Consider the following 17,818-nt stretch of genomic DNA (forward strand, 5'->3'; position numbering starts at 1 on the left):
AAGGAAGTGAGCGCCGGTGAGATCCGGCGCTGTCGATGCGCAAGCAGATAGGTGATTTGCATGACAGAATAACGAAACGCAGCGCCGCCTAATTCACGTTTAACGTGAAGCCGTCGCAATGTGGCTTGAAATTGCGAAGCTTTCCGGCAGCAAAAATCCGCAGTCTGTATCGCCTGCGATACATATCGCCGCCTCCGCCAGCCGGTGGGCGAGGCCGAAGCTGACCTTGAAGCCGCCGGTCAGCGCGATCAGGCGCCGGTGATCGGGATGGCGGCCGATCATTGGATCCCGGTCGATCGCCTTCGGACGAAGCCCGGCCCAGCGCTCGACAACGGGAGCGTCGCGAAGCGTCGGCACGATGCCGCGCGCCGCCTCGATCAGCACGTCGAGCTGGGCGTCGGTCGAGCTGGGATCGTCAAAACTGTTCTCGCTGGTGCTGCCGATTGCCGCGTGCCCGCCCTCATGCGCGATGACATAGAGCCCGTCGAGAAAGATGGTCGGTAGCGCCGGGTCGATATCGGCTTTCAATAATGCTGCCTGCCCTTTGACCGGCTGGCCGAGCGGTTGTTTGAGCCCAGGCGTCAGTTCTTGCAACAGCGGAAAGGACTGATAGCCGGCGGCGAGGATGCAGCGGCTGAAAGCCAAGGTTTCACCGCCTATGTCGGCCGTGCCGCGATCGGGATCGAGGCCGGCAACTCTAGCATGCTCGATGATGCGCACATGTTTTGCCCGCCGCAGGAAGGCGGTGAGCGCCGCGATTAGTAAGCGGGGCGCAACACGGGCGGCGAGCGTGTCGTGCACGAAGCCGCTCTCGCCGGCGGATGCCTCGATCCAGCCATCGACCGGCGGACTATCGAGCACATGCCAATGGAAGCGGCGCTCGCCCACCCGCCAATGGCGCTCGGCGTCTTCGAAATGGCCGCGCGCTATGCGGTTGAGATGCGGCTTCGGCAGCGGGATCAGCCGTCCGGACCTGTTATACCCGGCGGAAAGCCCGGTCTCGGCTTCGAGCGCTGTGATTTCGGCTTCGAGCGAGACCAGTGCATCGAACTGGAACTGCTTCTTCTCCGACCATCGGTCCGGCATATGCGGCATCAGCGCGCCGAGCAGGCCGCCGCTTGCACCTTCGCCCAACCTGCCGGCGTCAGCAACAAGAGTACGGATGCCCCGGCGCTCGGCATGGACGGCCGCCCAGAGCCCCATGATGCCGCCGCCGACGATCAGCAATTCTGAGGACGATTGACCTGAGACCGGCTGAGGACTATCGGCTTTTTCCATGAGAGACGTGAACCCCGATCAGATTGGCGCGGGCGCGCCGCAGCCGCTCGAATGGCGCGACGGCGATATGCCCTATTCCACCGCCTTTGGCGATCATTTTTATTGCCAGACCGATGGGCGGCTGGAATGCGGCCACGTTTTTCTCGCCGGTAACGGCCTGCCGGAACGCTGGAACGGGCAGAGATTCCGGATCGGAGAACTCGGCTTCGGCACCGGCCTGAACTTCGCCGAAACTTGGCGGCAATGGAAGCTCCACCGTGCCGACGGCCAGCACCTGCATTTCACCTCCTTCGAACTCCACCCGATGCGCGGCGAAGAAATCGGCCGGGCGCTGTCGCACTGGCCGGAGATCGATGCCGAACGTCAGGTGCTGACGGCGGCTTGGCCGGAAATACCGGCCGGTATCGTGCGACTCGATCTCGACGCCCAGACGACGCTCAGCGTCGTATGCGGCTATGCCTTGGACGGCGTCGCGGCAGCCGAAGACGACTTCGACGCCTGGTATCTCGACGGCTTCGCCCCGTCGCGCAACAGCGATATGTGGTCGGAGGAACTGATGCGGCTCGTCTGTGAGAAAAGCGCAGCCGGCGGCACTTTCGCCACCTATGCGGCGGCCGGCTTCGTGCGCCGCAATCTCATCGCCGCGGGTTTTGCCGTCGAGCGCCGCCAGGGCTTCGCCGGCAAGCGCGAAATGCTCTGTGGCATCAAGGCATCCCCCAGTCAGCGCGCAGATCAGTAGCTGGTGCGCTCCGGCTGCTGCTCGCTCGTTCCGAGCCACTGRCGGATTTTTTCCTCGAGCAGCTCGGGACTGATCGGCTTCGACATGTAGTCGTCCATGCCGGCATCGAGGCAGAGCTCGCGGTCGCTTTCGAGCGCATGGGCGGTGACGCCGATGATCGGCACCCGGTGCCCCTGCCCGTTTTCGCGCGCGCGGATCGTCTGGGTCGCCTGATGGCCGTTCATGACGGGCATTGAGACGTCCATCATGATAATGCGCGGCGTATACCGCTCCCAGGCGGCGACCGCCTCCTCGCCATTGTCGACGACGAGGAAGGAAAGACCCGTGCCTTGCAGGATCTGTGTGAAGACGATCTGGTTGACCTCGTTGTCCTCGGCGACGAGCACGTCGACGAATTCAGCGGTTCGCTTCTGCGGCGCAGGCGCGGGCGCCTGCACGGCCACTTCCGTCTGCAGCCGGGCAATCTCGGCCTCGGATGCCTGCTTGACGCGGCTGGCGCGCACCACCTCGACGACCGTGTTGCGCAGCACGTTGGCGCGCGCCGGCTTCATCAGATGCGCGTGGCCGTTCAGCGCCGCGAATTCCTTTTCCGTGCCGGAAATATCCATCGACGTCAGGAAGATGATCGGCAGTTCGACGAAGCGGGGATCGGCTCGTAGCCTGCGCGCGACATCGGCGCCGTTCATATCGGGCATGTGATAATCGAGCACGACGGCATCGACGGTGACGCCGAGATTGGCCGCCGCCTCCAGAATCGCAAGACCGGTACCGCCGCCTTCGGCGGCCACGCCGTCGAAGCCCCAAAGGGACAGCTGTTCGGTCAGGATTCGCCGGTTCACTTCATTGTCGTCGACGACGAGGATGCGCGCACCCTGCACGTTGATCGGCAACGGCTTCGGCTCAAGGCGGGCGGCAGCAACCGCAAACGGCAGGTTGACGGTGAAGACCGAACCCTTGCCCCATTCGCTCTCGACATTGAGATAACCGCCGAAGAGGTCGACGAGCCCGGCGGTGATCGCAAGACCGAGGCCTGTACCCTCATGCCGCCGGGTCGATGAGGCGTCCACCTGCGAGAACTTGTCGAAGACCGATTCGAGCTTCTCCGGCGGAATGCCGATACCAGTATCCTCGATGCGGATACTCGCCATGATCTCGCCGCCGGCGGCCGGCTGGAAGCCGACATCGACAAAGACATGGCCGCGCTCGGTGAACTTGACGGCGTTGCCGACGAGATTGGTGACGATCTGGCGGAAGCGCCCGGCGTCGCCAATGACCGCAGCTGGCAAATCGGGCGCGGCTCGCACCAGGAGCTCGATGTTCTTCTCGGCCGCGTGCGAGGACAAGAGTGTCGCTACGTCCTCCACCGCTTCGGTGATATCGAAGGCGGCTTTGCGCAGTTTCATCTGCCCGGCATCGATCTTCGAGAAGTCGAGGATATCGTTGATGATCGTCAGCAGCGCATTGCCCGACTTGACGATGATATCGACGAAGGTCTTCTGGCGCGTATCAAGATTGGTCTTGGCAAGCAGTTCCGCCATCCCAAGCACGCCGTTCATCGGTGTGCGAATCTCGTGGCTCATATTGGCAAGGAATTCGGATTTGGCGCGGTCGGCGGCTTCGGCGCGCGACAGCAGCTGGCGCAGTTCCTCTTCGCGGCTCTTGAGTTCGGTGACGTCGGTAAAAAGCGCCACCCAATGCTGTCCCCGGCTGACCGTTGCATCCATGTTCACCCAGCGCTCGCCGCGGACATGGAAGGCAGTGGAGATGGGCAACCTCGCCGCGATATTGTCGCGCCAACCCTGCAGAATCTCGGCCGCTTCCTCGTGGAAGTCGCCGCGCACCGCGCAGAACTCGAACATGCCGAGCCAACCCTGCCCGGTCTCGATATAGGTGGCGGGAATTTCCAGGATATGAGCCAGCGCCTCATTAGACATCTTGATAATGCCGTCCTGGACGATGGCGAGGCCCTGCGGCATGGCGTGTGTCGCGTCGCGCATCATCTCGCCGAGATGCTCCAGCGCGGCGCGGGCCTCGTGGACTTCATTTTCCCGCTCACGCACGGCCGTGATGTCGGCATAGGTCAGCAGGATCCGGTCGTTTGAGATACGGCGGCTGTCGAAAATGACGGATTTGCCACCCGCCCAGCCGAGCTCGATCGGCTCGGGCTCCTCGGTTTCGAACAGATGCTTGCGGAAAGCGTATATTTCCTCGGGCGTCTGCGCGCCGTCGTAGCGACCGAGCTCATAATTGCGGCGGATGACGTCGATGAACGGGCGGCCGTCGAAGGGATCGTCGAGCGGCAACTCCCAGATGCTGTAGAACTCGTCGTTGACGGAGAGGATCCGGTGGTCGTTATCGAGGATCAGCACGCCGATCGGAAGCGAGCGTAGGATATTCTCGATATCCCGGTGCAGCACCTCTTCCTGCTTCTGCGCCTCGATCAGCGCCTTCTCTCGTTCCTTGAGTGGTGAGATGTCTGAAAAGGAGCCGACGACATAGGGCCGACCATCCGCTGTTACGACGCGGTTGACGCGCGAGAGGACGGAATAGATATGGCCGTCCTTGCTCGGCAGCAGGCTTTCGATCTCCTTCGACTTGCCTCCCTCCAACGCCAGCAGGTTTTCCTGGTAGATCGCCTCGCCCCCTTCCGGACCGAACATTTCGTGTTCGGTCATCCCAAGGACCCGAGAACGGCTATGGCCGCTGAAGGTTTCGTAATATTGATTGGCATAGACGAGGCGATGCTTCTCGTCGCGCACGAAGGCCGCGACCGGGAGGTCCTCCAGGATGGTACGCAGCAGGTCGAGCTCATTGACGCTCTCGTGCCAGGCCGTGTCGCTGACGGCCGCAGGCTTTGCGTCGTTGCGATAGGCGGCGTTGACGACCAGCGGCCGGCCATCCTCGGCAAATATGCCAATCGGATGGTCGAGCTGTTCCAGCGCCTCGCGCACGCGGGCGAAATCGGCGGCGGCGGCGCTATCGTCCGCGGCGCGGCGCGGCGGCGCTCGCACTTCGAAAATGCCGAGCACGTAAGCCCGGTCCAGCGATGGCGAAAAGCTTTCTATCTGGATGCGTTCATGGCTGAGGCCCGCCGCATCGAAGCAGATTGCGTTTTCCTCAGTGGCGAATACCAGCGCGCGGCGCTCCTTGTCCTCACGATCCTCTTCCTCGGGACGGTCGAGAAGCTCGCGGCTGCGCCTGCCGATGAAATCGGAGATTTCGCGACCCAGAAAACGGGCATAGGCCTCGTTGACGGCGACATAGCGCAACTCGCTGTTCTTGACATAGGCCGGGGTATCCAGATCAGCGATCCGGCGGCAAGCCAACTCCAGAAGTTCCCCGGCTGATTTCAAAAAATATCGCTCCCGCAATGAATGAAATATCGACTACAAAAACTATAACGCCAAGGCTTTTAACAAGGTTTTAACCATAAATTTCGACAGCGGAATTTTACGAGCCGGCTCACCAAGCTGAAGATAATTCGAGATTACCAGCCCGGGCTTGCACGAGACTGAAAGAACGCCCGCAATAATTCTTTCGACGTCGGGATCCCTTGAAATCATGACGAAAATTTAATGCCGGAGCCGCTTGCGCGGCCATTGCGCCGCCGCGATCCGGGCCGAGTCTCGGCATGGCTTTATCGAAGCCATGCCCATGAAAGGAAAATACCATGTCCGTTCTTCATAAGACCATGGCGACGGGCCTGATCGCCCTGACCTTCGCCGGCGCCTCGCTCGCCACCGCCACCACTGCCGATGCCCGTCCACGCGATGCCTTCTGGGGCGGCCTTGCCGCCGGCGTCGTTGGCGGCGCCCTGCTGTCGGAGGCCGCCCGTCCCGCCTACCCGGTCTATCCCGCTTATCCCGCTTACCGCCCCTACCCCGTTTACCGGACTTACTATCGGCCGGACTATTGCCATTTCGAATGGTTGCACGACGATTGGGGCAATCCCTATCGCGTCAAAGTTTGCCAGCGATAGCGGAACCGCATCCGGCGTCGCCTGACCTCTCGTCGGCGCCGGTCAAATTACAGCGCCGCGCGTCTTTTCAGACGTACAGAGGATGCTGTAACGTTTTGAATTGCTGCATAATTTTATCCTTAAATCGATTCCGATTTAAGGATAAAATTATGCAGCAGTCGGAACGACAATCAAATGAAACTGGCGGATTTTCATCCGCCAGCTCAAAGCCGATCAGATCGCATTTTCAACCGTTACGGAGAAAGCTCCTCCAGCACGCGATCCTTGGTTTCGACCGCAAACAACACCGTGATGATCGCACCGACGATCAGAATGGCTGCGAAGCTCACAAAGACATACTGGATGCCCATGGAAGACATCACCGTGCCGACGAGGATCGGACCGGCCGATGATCCCAAGCGAAGCCAGGCGCTGCCGGTTCCTGTTCCCAGTGCCCTGAGGCGCGTTGGGTAGATCTCTGCCGAGTATAGGTACAGGGAGAATGTGACGGTCTGGACAATCGCATAAGCGAGACCGGCAAGAACCAGAACCTGGATGGGAGACGTCGCGCCGAGCCATGCGAGAGCCAGCAGCGGCACGGGAGCGAGAAGCAGTGCACCAGTGTACCAGCGCTTGCGTCCCACTTTGTCGATGAGCAGCGCGCAGATGACGGCGGCGATCACGCCGCCGACCGACGTCAGGAAACCATAGAAGATGCTGGTTTGAAGCGGCAGATTGAAGACCTGTCGATACAGGGTCGGCAGCCAGGTGATCGTACCGTTGGCCACCGTATAGGCGGTAAACCACATTGCCCAGATGGAAAGCGTCCGCTTCAGGTAAATGCCCTGGAAGAGCTCGCGCCAGTCCGACTTGCGGCGGACCGGCGCCTGGATGAGCTTCGGCTCGGGCAGTTCCTTGCCGGCTGCGCGGGCACTCTCTTCCATGCGGGTGACGATAGCGTTTGCTTCGCCATAGCGGCCGTTGGCAGCCAGCCAACGCGGTGATTCCTTCAGGAACCAGCGCAGAGGAATCATGATGATTGCGGGAACGAGGCCGACGACGAACATCGCCTTCCAGCCGTAAACCGGTACCATGAAAAAGCCGATCAGCCCCGCGCCGACGAGGCCCAGCAGGAACATGACCTCATAGAGGAGGAAGAACTTGCCGCGCCCCTTCGACCCGATCAACTCGTTGATATAGGCGCTGGCGACCGGAACCTCGCCGCCGGTGCCGATCCCTTGGACGAAACGAAAGGCCATCATCATGCCGGCCCCGGCAGCGAACAGGCATGCGACATCCATGCTGACGAAGAGCAGGATCGTGAACAGAAGAACTTTCAGCCGGCCGACCTTCTCGGCAAGCCAGCCAAACAGGATCGCACCGATCAACTGCCCCAGATAGCCCATCGACAGGATCATGCCTGTCTGTGAGGGTGTCAGGCCCCACTCGCGGACGAGGACGGGCATGGCATAAGCGATGGCGATGACCGTGTAGCCGTCGAAGAATGTTGCCGCGCCGACGATATTGCGCGCCCAGAATACCTCGCGGGTGATGGGAAGGCGCTCCAGACGAGCGCTGATTTCGGCCTGAGGATCAGCGGCATTCGCCGTCTCAGCCGGCATAGGCTGCATGACATTCATTGGTTCCTCCTTCTCGCCCCGTGGCCTACCACTCTCCCGGCCAGGGGCGCTCCTGCTTGATGGTTGCTACTGCGCGTCAGTTCGTCCTGTCAGAGCAATGGCCTGCAAAGACGTTCAAGTCTGCCTCGGCGAGTTTCCATGGTTTCCTCCTCCCTTCGGAATGCGCCCCTGCGACCTGCGCAGGGGCGTCAAAGAGGTCACTCGGCAGCCAGCAACCGGTCAACGCGACCGATACCGGCGGCGTCGAAGGCAGCAAAGATCTCCGCTTCGGCCTTTTCGCCAAGGCTCTTCAGCGGCTCGCGGATCGTAGCGTGGTCAAGGATACCGCGGTGCACGAGGCCGAGTTTCAGGGCCACGGTGCCTTCCATATGAGAGCCGCGATGATAGACGGCACGCGTCACCGGAAGAAGGCGCTCGAAGATCTTGCGCGCTTCCGGATAGTCCTGCGCCTTGCCAGCTTTGATCAGGTCGATGAGCAGCTCGGGCGCGATATTGCCATAACCGACGAGCAGACCGTCGACATCGAACATGGTTGGCAGCAGCCATTCATCGTGGCAGCTCAGAACCTGCAGCTTTGGATTGGCCTTCTTCAGCTCCGGAATTTCGACATACCAGCGCTTCATATTGCGCACGCCGTTCTTGGTGGCGACGACGCCTTCCTGTGTGGCAATCGCAAGCTGTGTATCGAGATCGTATGATGCCTTGGTGGCGTCGGGATATTGGAACAGGATGCACTGAAGGCCAGACTCCTGCCAGATTGCCTTGTAGCGATCCTGAGGCGCTCCCTTCTGAAAGCCGAAACGCAGCCAGCCGTGGTTGGGATAGACGAGTGCGCCGGTGGCACCAGCGGCCTTGCATTTCCTAGCCTCTTCAGCGGCGACCTTCGTGCCTTCACCGGTAATCCCGGCAATGATCGGAACGGCACCGTCGACTGCTTCAACATATGTGTGGATGAGAGCAAGGCGCTCCTCTTCCGTGAGGAAGGTGCCCTCGCCGGCATGACCGAGGATGACGAGGCTTTTGACGCCTTCCATCGAGACCAGCCATTTGGCGAGTTTGGCGTTGGCTTTGTGATCAATTTCACCGTCGCGGGTGAAAGCGGTAACGGGGGCCGGGCTCAGCCCGCGCATATCCATCGGTTGCATGTTGGTCTCCTCCTTCGTGCGATCGCAGTTCGCTCGCGATCGATATAGGATCGTTTACGGGAACGTTCCCACTATCGTTCTCGAAATCTCTGGAGTCAATATCTTTTTTGGTGCATGCTGAGAGAGCGGCGGCGTCTTGCTGACTCGATTGGAAAAGGCTCAATGAATTCAAAGACGGATGAAGTTCCGGGGCAGGCTCGCGTCACTATTCACGGCGTCGCTGCCGCAGCCGGTGTCTCCAAGTCTACCGTGTCCCGCATACTGGACGAGAGGCTACCCCGCTCCGACAGCGAGACCGCGCGGCGCGTGCGCAAGGTTGCCGAAGAACTGGGATACGTCCGGGATGTTTCCGCAGCGAGCCTTAGGCGCGGCAACACAATGACAATCGGGGTGATCGTGCCCAGGTTGACGGATACGGTCATGGCCATGCTTTACGAAGCCCTGGCCAAGGCTTGCAGCCGTAGTGGCCGCTTCGCCATTGTCGCAACGACCGACGACAAGCCAAAGGCAGACCGGCTCGCGGCCGAGTCTCTGCTGAAGCGCGGTGTCGATGGACTGATTCTTTCGACAGCGCGGGAAGACGATGACTTTCCGGACGAGCTGGCAAAACGCGGTATTCCTTATGTCCTGGCACTCCGGACGGATGGCCACAGCCTCTCGTCGGTCGGCGATGACCGGCTCGGTGGTTACCTCGCGGCACGCCACCTCCTCGATCTCGGCCATCGCAAAATTGGCGTCATTGCCGGTCCATCCTATGCCTCCAGTTCGCGGGGCCGAGTGGAGGGTTTCCGGCACGCCCTGGAAGAAGCTGGACTAAATGCGGATCCCTCCTACATCATTCCCTCGACTTTCGGCATCGAGTCCGGTGCGGTAGCCGTCGAGACACTGATGCATCTTAGTCCGCGCCCAACCGCTATTTTCGCCGTCAACGACAACACCGCCATCGGCGCCTTGTCGGGACTGACGAAACTTGGCCTTTCCGTGCCGCAGGACATCTCGATCGTAGGCTATAACGATATTCCGATTGTAAGCCACCTCCCCACACCGCTCACGACGTTGCGGGTGCCGTTTGAGCAAATTGCATCAAACGCCCTTGATCTTCTCGCCGGTGACAACAGCGCTGCCGACGAGCGTATTCGGATCTCGGCTCCAACCCTCATTCCAAGGAAATCGACGGCACCGATACGCTAAAGCTCGCGTCACACGCATCCCGCTATCTCCACACGATCCGATAGCAAATGGCCAGATGTTTCGCAGACCCTCATGCGGGCGGCATCCGGCGGCCGCATAGAGAGGAAGGACCAGCATGCCAGAACCGCTCAAGAACCTGCTGCATGAGGCATTGGTCGGCGATATGGCCGATCGCATTGCCGGCAACGCGCCGACTTTCGATAAAAGCCGCTTCGTGACGCTGGCGACCGAGGGCCTCACCGCGTTGGAGCTGATGGAGCGCTCGGCCCTGATCCGCGACGCACTGTTTGCAACACTTCCCGGTGATTTCCGAGAGGCCGCAGCCATGCTCAAGGCGAGCCTGCCCGCCGCCGGCAGGCCGGGGCTCTCCGGCTGGATGCTGCTGCCCGTCAATCAGTTCATCGCCGCACGCGGCCCCGATCACTTCGATCTCGGTCTTGCTCTCCTGAAGGCGCTGACGCCACATTTCACAGCCGAATACGGCATCCGCCCCTTTATCCACCGCGACCAGCAGCGCGCGCTGGCTATCATTTCAGGCTGGGTCGACGATCCCGATCAGCATGTGCGACGGCTGGCGAGCGAAGGAACGCGGCCGCGCCTGCCTTGGGCGATGCGTCTGCCGCAGCTCGTGAAGAATCCAGCGCCGATCCTGCCTATCCTGACCGCGCTGATGGATGATCCGGAAGATTATGTGCGCCGCTCCGTGGCCAACAGCCTGAACGACGTCGCCAAGGACCACCCGGACCTGGTCGCCGCCTTCATCGCCAGTCATATCGACGGCGCTTCATCCGAACGTCGCTGGCTGCTGAAACACGCCTCGCGCACGCTTCTGAAGAAAGGCCACGCGCAGGCGCTCGCCAATTTCGGCTTCGCCGCGGCCGCTTCGCTCGAATGCGAACTGCGGCTCCGGAATGCTGAGGTGATGTTCGGCGAAGGGCTGGATTTCGAAATCCTGGTAACAAACGCCGGCGAGCGAGCGCAGTCGCTGATGATCGACTACGCCATTCACCATATGAAGAGCGACGGTTCGCTCTCACCCAAGGTCTTCAAGTGCAAGGCAATAATGCTCGCTCCGGGGCAAAGCCATACGATTGGGCGCCGCCACGCCATGCGGCCAATCACGACGCGACGCTATTATCCAGGCGAACATCGCATCGCCATCCTCGTCAACGGCGTTGAGACCGCATCGCAAAGCTTCGTCCTCGTCATGCCCTCCCCTGACCCGGCTTGAGGCTTTCTTGTGCACTGCACTTGACTTTCCACGCGAACTAGCCCAAATGCGGGTCAGCTTTCACCCTTCCGGCCGCCGCGTGAGCGTGCCCCTGCTGAAAAATACAGACGCAGGAAGAAGGGACAAAAGCGCATTTCGATAGAGCGCCGCACTCCCATGAGCGGCCAGAAGCGCTGGAAAGCTTTTTCCAACTCACAAGTTCCCACTTCACGCGGGGTTCTTGACGCCAGAATGAAACCGGATCGCATGGTGCGTTCCGGCGATAGTCATTGTGGCGCCCCGAAAGGTTATACCTTGACTAATTTTGAATCGCTTGGTGTCTCCAAGCCGATCGTCGCTACTTTGTTCCAGCTCGGCATCGAGACGCCGACGCCCATCCAGGAACATGCCATTCCCCTCCTCCTCGAAGGCCGCGACCTGATCGRCCTTGCCCAGACCGGCACCGGCAAGACCGCCGCTTTCGGCCTACCGCTGATCGAAAAGCTGCTCGCCGATGAGCGGCGTCCCGACAACCGCACGACGCGCACGCTGATCCTGGCGCCGACCCGCGAACTGGTGAACCAGATCGCCGAGAGCCTGAAGAAGTTCATCCGCAAGTCGTCGCTGCGCATCAACGTCGTCGTCGGCGGCGTCTCGATCAACAAGCAGCAGCTTCAGCTCGAAAAGGGCACCGACATCCTCGTCGCCACCCCGGGCCGCCTGCTCGACCTCGTCAATCGCCGCGCGATCACGCTGACCACGGTCCGCTATCTCGTGCTCGACGAAGCCGACCAGATGCTCGACCTCGGCTTCGTGCATGATCTGCGCAAGATCGCCAAGATGGTGCCGAAAAAGCGCCAGACCATGCTCTTCTCGGCCACCATGCCGAAGGCGATCGCCGATCTCGCCGGCGAATATCTCGTCGATCCCGTCAAGGTCGAAGTCACGCCCCCGGGTAAGGCTGCCGACAAGGTCGAACAGTACGTCCATTTCGTCGGCGGCAAGAACGACAAGACGGAACTGCTCCGCAAGTCGCTGACCGAAAACCCTGACGGCCGCGCCATGGTCTTCCTGCGCACCAAGCACGGTGCGGAGAAGCTGATGAAGCATCTCGAGAATATCGGCTATTCCGTCGCCTCGATCCACGGCAACAAGAGCCAGGGCCAGCGCGAGCGGGCGCTGAAGGCCTTCCGCGACGGCAGCATCAAGACGCTGATTGCCACCGACGTCGCCGCCCGCGGCATTGACATCCCTGCTGTCAGCCATGTCTACAACTACGACCTGCCTGAGGTGCCTGACGCCTATGTCCATCGCATCGGCCGCACGGCGCGCGCCGGCCGCGACGGTATCGCCATCGCTTTCTGCGCTCCCGACGAAGCCAAGCTGCTGCGTGATATCGAGCGCCTGATGGGCATCGTCATCGCTGTCGCAAGCGGCGAACCGCCGGCCAACATCAGCGGCGGACCCCGCCGTGCCAACGGCAATGGCAACAACCGCAGCCGTAATGGCGGCCAGGGTCGCGAAGGTCAGGGTCGTGGCGAAGGCCGTGGCGACCAGAACCGTTCGGAGCATCGCGGCAACCGTCAGGAACGCCGCCCGCGCCGCGAAGGTGAAGGCAGCGAAGTCCGCGCCGGCGGCGACGAGCGTCGTCCGCGTCCGGAGCGCCCGACCAGCCGCAACGAGGATTTCCGCGGTCAGCGCCGCGGTGAAGCGACCCCGGATCTCGGCCCCGACAACGATCTGGCCTCGACCTCCGATTTCCGCTCCTCTGCAAAGCCACAGCGTCCGGCCCATCACGGCGCCCATGCCAATGGTGAACCGAGCGGTCATCACCGCGGCAACAGCCGTCACGCCCATGGCCGTCCGGCCCGCAAGCACGGCGAGGACCGCGGCCCGCAGCAGGCCCAGGCCGGCGAACCGCGCCGGGATGGCAACGGCGGCAACCGTCGCGGTGGCTCCGGCTCCCGCAACGGCGGCGGCCAGCGCCGCGAACGCGCCTGATAATTGAACGATCGAAAATCAAAAAGGCCGGGGATATCTCCGGCCTTTTTGTTATCCAGCGCATCGGCCCGAAAATCGGAATCGATTTTCGGAAAGCACGATGCGTAGATTCAAAGAGTTAGAGCGTCCTTTGTGCGTCCGAAAGGACGCACGGCGCTCTAAACCTCCGCAGGCCTATGCTCGCTCAACGCCTTGCGGTTGGTGAGATAGACGCCTGTCACGACCACTACGGTGCCGACGATCAATGGCAGGGTCAGCAGTTCTCCGAAGGCGATGAAGGCTTCGAGAGCGACCGCTGGCGGCATCAGGTAGATCAGCGAGGCGGCGCGTGACACCTGGCCCCGACGGATCAGATGAAGCAGCAGCCCGACGCCGCCCATCGACAGGCCGAAGACCGACCAGGCAAGCGCGCCATAGGCCTGTGCGGCGCCGTCGAAATGCTGATGCTCGAAGATCAGCGAAAGCGGCAGGGTGAGGATCAGTGCGCCGATATATTGCAAGGTCGCGATGRTCCTGAGGTCGCCGGATTGCAGGTGCTTCTTCTGATAGAGCGTGCCGTAGGTGACGGACGCCATAGCGACCAGGTTGATCGCCAGCGGCAGGGCGGCATGCGTGAGATCGGCGGTCGCCGGATCGAGCAGCTTCGGCGAAACGGCGATGGCAATGCCGATGAAGCCGAGAGCAAGGCCGAGCTTCTGTGCCTGCTGCAGCCGTTCGCGGATGAGGAAGGGAGCTGCCATCGCCGTCAGCAACGGCTGCAGCGCCGCGATGATGCCCGATATGCCGGCCGGCACGCCATTGGCGATCGCCCACCAGAGACCGGCGAGATAGAAACCATGCAGGAAGAAGCCGGAATAGACGGCGCGCAGCGTCGCCGCCCGGCTGGGCCATTGCGCCCGCACCACCAGGCAGAGCGCCAGGAATGCCGCCGCCGACAGCGCATAGCGTATCGAAAGAAAGGTGAAGGGCTCTGAATGCAGCGAGGCGTATTTCGCCACTACCCAGCCCGTGGACCAGAGCAGGACGAAAACGGCGGGGGCAAGGCGATCGAGAGACATGGGGCTCGGGAGAGAAGGGTTCGCCGTGCTGATAGCCCCACCCGGCGGCTGCAGTCAAAAGCGAAGCGTTGATGCTTATTTGAAATTTAGCTGATGCAACGACCGGATGGCGGTTGCCACGGAGGGCGCCGAAGCTCGCGCACATGACCATATTCGATCGCCCTGGCCGAACGAAAAACGGTCACATGCTCAGATTTTGCGCAGCCCTTGCGATTGATTATCCGCCATGCCGCACCGCATCACCTTAAATGCCCAGATTTTCACCCGTTTCCCGCAGGGCAAAATCTTTTCCTCGAACTGCGCATGGTTCTTGCATTGCCATTTGCGTTGTATTCAAATGAACAAAAAGGGGAGCCGAGCCTTTGGCATTTGACGAAATGATTACCGGGGACGAAAGTCCTCGCGCGCCTTATGAAAAATACTTCGAGTGGTACAACAGCCAAGACCGGGCGCATCTGATATCCAAGTCCCGCGATGCGGAAAACATCTTCCGGAAGACCGGCATCACGTTCGCGGTCTACGGCCACGCCGACAGTTCCGAAAAGCTCATCCCCTTCGACATCATTCCCCGCATCATCTCCGCCCGCGAATGGCGCAAGCTCGCCCAAGGCATCGAGCAGCGGGTGATCGCGCTTAACGCCTTTCTGGACGATATCTACCATAAGCAGGAGATCATCCGCGCCGGCCGCGTTCCGCGTGAGCTGATCGAGAACAACGTCACCTTCATCCCCGAAATGATCGGTTTCCGGCCGCCCGGCGGCGTTTACACGCACATCGTCGGCACCGACATCGTGCGCACCGGAGAGGACCAGTTTTACGTGCTGGAGGATAATGCCCGCACGCCCTCCGGTGTCAGCTACATGCTGGAAAACCGGGAAACCATGATGCAGATGTTCCCTGAACTCTTTCATGAGAACAAGGTGCAGCGTGTCGAGGATTACCCCTATCTGTTGCGCCAGAGCCTCGCCTCGCTCGCCCCTCCTGGCTGCAAGGGCAAGCCGCGCGTCGCCGTGCTGACGCCGGGCATTTACAATTCCGCCTATTATGAGCATTCCTTCCTCGCCGACATGATGGGCGTCGAACTGGTCGAAGGCTCGGATCTGCGCGTCATCGACGGCAAGGTGAAGATGAGGACGACACGCGGTTACGAAGCGATTGACGTGCTCTACCGCCGCGTTGACGACGACTTCCTCGATCCCCTGACTTTCCGGGCCGATTCCGCGCTCGGCATTCCCGGCATCATGGATGTCTACCGCTCCGGAAACATCACCATCGCCAATGCGCCGGGCACCGGCATTTGCGACGATAAGGCGATCTACTCCTATATGCCCGAGATCGTCGAATTCTATACCGGCCGCAAGGCGCTGCTCGAAAACGTGCCGACCTGGCGCTGTTCGGAAGCCGATAGCCTGAAATATGTGCTGGAGCATCTGGAAGAGCTGGTGGTCAAGGAGGTGCACGGCTCCGGCGGCTACGGCATGCTGGTMGGCCCGACGGCATCGAAGAAGGAGCGCGCCGATTTCGCCGAGAAGCTGAAGGCCAAGCCGAACAATTACATCGCTCAGCCGACGCTGTCGCTCTCCACTGTGCCGATCCTCGTCAACAAGGGCATCGCGCCGCGCCATGTCGACCTTCGCCCCTATGTGCTTGTATCCGACAAGGTTCAGATCATTCCGGGTGGTCTCACCCGCGTGGCGCTGAAGCAGGGCTCGCTGGTGGTCAATTCCAGCCAGGGCGGCGGCACCAAAGACACCTGGGTATTGGAGGACTGATGCTCGGAAGAACCGCAAACGGCCTGTACTGGATGTTCCGTTACATCGAGCGCGCCGAAAATATCGCCCGCCTCGTCGATGCTGGGCTGCGCATGTCGCTCACCCGCAGCAGCGCAGGCGATGACAATTGGGATGGCGTGCTGCAAAGCGCTGGGGTGCGCGAGGCATATGACGAGGGCCACACGAAGCTGACGAATGCCGACGCGATCGACTATCTGCTGCGCGATCGCGCCAATCCATCAAGCGTCATGTCCTGCATCGAGTCCGGCCGCAACAATGCCCGCATGGTGCGCACCGCGCTGACGCGGGAGACCTGGGAAGCCACCAACGAATGCTGGATCGACTTGAAGTCGCTGCTCGAAAAGCGCGTCAAGGCGGCCGAAATGCCAGAGGTGATCGATGTCATCAAGCGCCGGGCGGGCCTCATCCGCGGTGCCTTCCATGGCTCGACACTGCGCAACGAGCTCTATAATTTTGCCCGCATCGGCACCTTCATCGAGCGGGCCGACAATACCAGCCGCATCCTCGACGTGAAATATTACGTGCTGCTGCCCTCGGTCTCGGCCGTCGGCTCCTCTCTCGACAATGTGCAGTGGGAATCGATCCTGCGCTCGGTCTCCGCCCACCGCGCCTATAGCTGGGCCTATGACGGCGAATACCGGGCGATGAACATCGCCGACTTCCTGACCCTCAATGTCCAGATGCCGCGCTCGCTTGCCTATTGCTACGAGAAGATCGTCAGCAATCTCGGCTATCTCGCCCAGGATTACGAGGAGCGGCTCCCTGCCCACGATACCGCGGATGCGATCCGCAAGACACTGCAGACGAGAGCGATCCGGGATATCATGGATCAGGGCCTGCACGAATTCCTGGAGGATTTCGTCTCGCGCAATAACAAGCTCGGCGCGGAAATTTCCGACGGCTACCGGTTCTATGTATAAGCGGATAACAATATGAGACTTAAGATCAGCCACCTCACCGAATACCGCTACGACGGACCGACGCAGTTCTCGCTGCAAAGGCTGCGGCTGACGCCGCCGACGAGCCCCGCCCAGAAAGTGCTCGGCTGGGCGCTGAACGTCGAGGGCGCCACGCCCGAAGTGGAATATGACGACCAGTACGGCAATCACGTCAATCTGGTCTCGCTGGAAGGCGAGCAGGATGTGACGCGTATTCTCGCCGAAGGCGAGGTCGAGACGGAGGACAATAACGGCGTCACCGGCCCGCACACCGGCTTCTGCCCGCTTTGGCTCTTCCTGCGCGACACGCCGCTGACCAAGGGCGGCAAGTTGGTCAAGGAACTGATCAAGGGCGTCGGTGGCGATAACGAGCTTGCCCGCATGCACGCGCTGATGGCCGCAATCCACGAAACGGTCGACTACAAGCCCGGCACCAGCAACACCGAGACGACCGCCGAACAGGCGTTAGAGAAGAAGAGCGGCGTCTGCCAGGACCATGCGCATATTTTCATTGCCGCCGCCCGCGCCTTGCAGGTACCGGCGCGTTACATCTCCGGTTATCTGATGATGGAGGAAAAGATCGAACAGGCTGCGACCCATGCATGGGCCGAGGCCCATATTCCCGGCCTCGGCTGGGTCGGGTTCGATCCCGCGAACGAGATTTGCCCGGACGCGCGCTACATCAGAGTCGCCTCCGGCCTCTGCTATCGTGACGCGGCGCCGATTTCAGGCATGCGCATCGGCACGCCGGGCGAAACGCTGTCGGTTACCGTGAAGGTCGAGGACGGCGGACAGATGCAAAGCCAGAGCCAGAGTTGAGCCGACCGCAAAGACAAATGGCCGGCGATCCGCGCACTCTTCGAACAT

14 protein-coding genes are annotated in these 17,818 nt (G+C 61.3%); 8 read left to right on the forward strand and 6 right to left on the reverse strand.

Features of this window, described 5'->3' with window-relative positions; genetic code table 11:
- Positions 1-99 precede the first annotated feature (99 nt).
- On the reverse strand, positions 100-1,278 hold the full coding sequence (locus AC1D1Z_RS06550; RefSeq protein ID WP_130759622.1) for an NAD(P)/FAD-dependent oxidoreductase: 1,179 nt from the start codon (positions 1,276-1,278) through the stop codon (positions 100-102).
- Between AC1D1Z_RS06550 and mnmC2 the strand changes: the two genes are divergently transcribed.
- On the forward strand, positions 1,277-2,017 hold the full coding sequence (mnmC2, locus tag AC1D1Z_RS06555; protein WP_130759623.1) for a tRNA (5-methylaminomethyl-2-thiouridine)(34)-methyltransferase MnmC2: 741 nt from the start codon (positions 1,277-1,279) through the stop codon (positions 2,015-2,017). The two genes, AC1D1Z_RS06550 and mnmC2, sit on opposite strands and share 2 nt — an antisense overlap.
- On the opposite strand, the gene AC1D1Z_RS06560 is transcribed toward mnmC2, so the two are convergent.
- Positions 2,011-5,370: a PAS domain-containing hybrid sensor histidine kinase/response regulator gene (locus AC1D1Z_RS06560; protein WP_130759624.1), complete on the reverse strand. Its 3,360-nt coding sequence runs from the start codon at positions 5,368-5,370 to the stop codon at positions 2,011-2,013. The genes mnmC2 and AC1D1Z_RS06560 overlap by 7 nt on opposite strands.
- A 109-nt stretch (positions 5,371-5,479) precedes the next feature.
- Positions 5,480-5,689, reverse strand: coding sequence for a hypothetical protein (locus AC1D1Z_RS06565; RefSeq protein WP_130759625.1), 210 nt, complete (start codon positions 5,687-5,689; stop codon positions 5,480-5,482).
- On the opposite strand from AC1D1Z_RS06565, the gene AC1D1Z_RS06570 reads away from it, so the two are divergent.
- Entirely contained in the window at positions 5,688-5,996 is a 309-nt protein-coding gene (locus tag AC1D1Z_RS06570; protein ID WP_003561784.1) for a hypothetical protein, read from the forward strand. The two genes, AC1D1Z_RS06565 and AC1D1Z_RS06570, sit on opposite strands and share 2 nt — an antisense overlap.
- Before the next feature lie 233 nt (positions 5,997-6,229).
- Here AC1D1Z_RS06570 and AC1D1Z_RS06575 read toward each other — a convergent pair whose 3' ends face one another.
- Together AC1D1Z_RS06575 and AC1D1Z_RS06580 are read right to left on the reverse strand one after the other, a co-directional pair.
- Positions 6,230-7,615 (reverse strand): MFS transporter, encoded by a 1,386-nt coding sequence (locus tag AC1D1Z_RS06575; protein ID WP_130759626.1) that lies wholly within the window; start codon positions 7,613-7,615, stop codon positions 6,230-6,232.
- A 197-nt stretch (positions 7,616-7,812) separates the two neighbouring features.
- Entirely contained in the window at positions 7,813-8,760 is a 948-nt protein-coding gene (locus AC1D1Z_RS06580; RefSeq protein WP_165420884.1) for a dihydrodipicolinate synthase family protein, read from the reverse strand.
- Between the two features lie 162 nt (positions 8,761-8,922).
- Here AC1D1Z_RS06580 and AC1D1Z_RS06585 point away from each other — a divergent pair, with 162 nt between their 5' ends.
- From AC1D1Z_RS06585 to AC1D1Z_RS06595, 3 genes are all read left to right on the forward strand, one after another.
- The gene (locus AC1D1Z_RS06585) at positions 8,923-9,951 is read left to right on the forward strand and encodes a LacI family DNA-binding transcriptional regulator (protein WP_130759733.1); all 1,029 of its coding nucleotides are present in this window, start codon (positions 8,923-8,925) and stop codon (positions 9,949-9,951) included.
- A gap of 115 nt (positions 9,952-10,066) precedes the next feature.
- Positions 10,067-11,182: a DNA alkylation repair protein gene (locus AC1D1Z_RS06590; RefSeq protein WP_130759627.1), complete on the forward strand. Its 1,116-nt coding sequence runs from the start codon at positions 10,067-10,069 to the stop codon at positions 11,180-11,182.
- Between the two features lie 246 nt (positions 11,183-11,428).
- The gene (locus tag AC1D1Z_RS06595; RefSeq protein ID WP_477849915.1) at positions 11,429-13,162 is read left to right on the forward strand and encodes a DEAD/DEAH box helicase; all 1,734 of its coding nucleotides are present in this window, start codon (positions 11,429-11,431) and stop codon (positions 13,160-13,162) included.
- Between the two features lie 158 nt (positions 13,163-13,320).
- On the opposite strand, the gene AC1D1Z_RS06600 is transcribed toward AC1D1Z_RS06595, so the two are convergent.
- A complete protein-coding gene (locus tag AC1D1Z_RS06600; protein ID WP_477849899.1) occupies positions 13,321-14,220 on the reverse strand; it encodes a DMT family transporter in 900 nt (299 codons plus the stop codon).
- A 362-nt stretch (positions 14,221-14,582) separates the two neighbouring features.
- Here AC1D1Z_RS06600 and AC1D1Z_RS06605 point away from each other — a divergent pair, with 362 nt between their 5' ends.
- From AC1D1Z_RS06605 to AC1D1Z_RS06615, 3 genes are read left to right on the forward strand one after another with little or no spacing between them, the layout of a single operon-like run.
- Positions 14,583-15,992, forward strand: a complete 1,410-nt coding sequence (locus tag AC1D1Z_RS06605) for a circularly permuted type 2 ATP-grasp protein (RefSeq protein ID WP_018446777.1) — start codon at positions 14,583-14,585, stop codon at positions 15,990-15,992.
- Positions 15,992-16,933: an alpha-E domain-containing protein gene (locus AC1D1Z_RS06610; RefSeq protein WP_018446778.1), complete on the forward strand. Its 942-nt coding sequence runs from the start codon at positions 15,992-15,994 to the stop codon at positions 16,931-16,933. Before AC1D1Z_RS06605 ends, AC1D1Z_RS06610 begins: the two co-directional genes overlap by 1 nt.
- A gap of 12 nt (positions 16,934-16,945) precedes the next feature.
- Positions 16,946-17,770, forward strand: a complete 825-nt coding sequence (locus tag AC1D1Z_RS06615) for a transglutaminase family protein (RefSeq protein ID WP_018243168.1) — start codon at positions 16,946-16,948, stop codon at positions 17,768-17,770.
- Positions 17,771-17,818: the final 48 nt, after the last annotated feature.

Source organism: Rhizobium sp. P1_E1, from assembly GCF_056406015.1.

Excerpts from the sequence above, each read along its gene's own strand:
- mnmC2 (WP_130759623.1), top strand. The coding sequence starts at position 1,277 with ATGAGAGACGTGAACCCCGATCAGATTGGCGCGGGCGCGCCGCAGCCG.
- AC1D1Z_RS06550 (WP_130759622.1), bottom strand. The coding sequence starts at position 1,278 with ATGGAAAAAGCCGATAGTCCTCAGCCGGTCTCAGGTCAATCGTCCTCA.
- AC1D1Z_RS06570 (WP_003561784.1), top strand. The coding sequence starts at position 5,688 with ATGTCCGTTCTTCATAAGACCATGGCGACGGGCCTGATCGCCCTGACC.
- AC1D1Z_RS06565 (WP_130759625.1), bottom strand. The coding sequence starts at position 5,689 with ATGGTATTTTCCTTTCATGGGCATGGCTTCGATAAAGCCATGCCGAGA.
- AC1D1Z_RS06575 (WP_130759626.1), bottom strand. The coding sequence starts at position 7,615 with ATGAATGTCATGCAGCCTATGCCGGCTGAGACGGCGAATGCCGCTGAT.
- AC1D1Z_RS06580 (WP_165420884.1), bottom strand. The coding sequence starts at position 8,760 with ATGCAACCGATGGATATGCGCGGGCTGAGCCCGGCCCCCGTTACCGCT.
- AC1D1Z_RS06585 (WP_130759733.1), top strand. The coding sequence starts at position 8,923 with ATGAATTCAAAGACGGATGAAGTTCCGGGGCAGGCTCGCGTCACTATT.
- AC1D1Z_RS06590 (WP_130759627.1), top strand. The coding sequence starts at position 10,067 with ATGCCAGAACCGCTCAAGAACCTGCTGCATGAGGCATTGGTCGGCGAT.
- AC1D1Z_RS06610 (WP_018446778.1), top strand. The coding sequence starts at position 15,992 with ATGCTCGGAAGAACCGCAAACGGCCTGTACTGGATGTTCCGTTACATC.
- AC1D1Z_RS06615 (WP_018243168.1), top strand. The coding sequence starts at position 16,946 with ATGAGACTTAAGATCAGCCACCTCACCGAATACCGCTACGACGGACCG.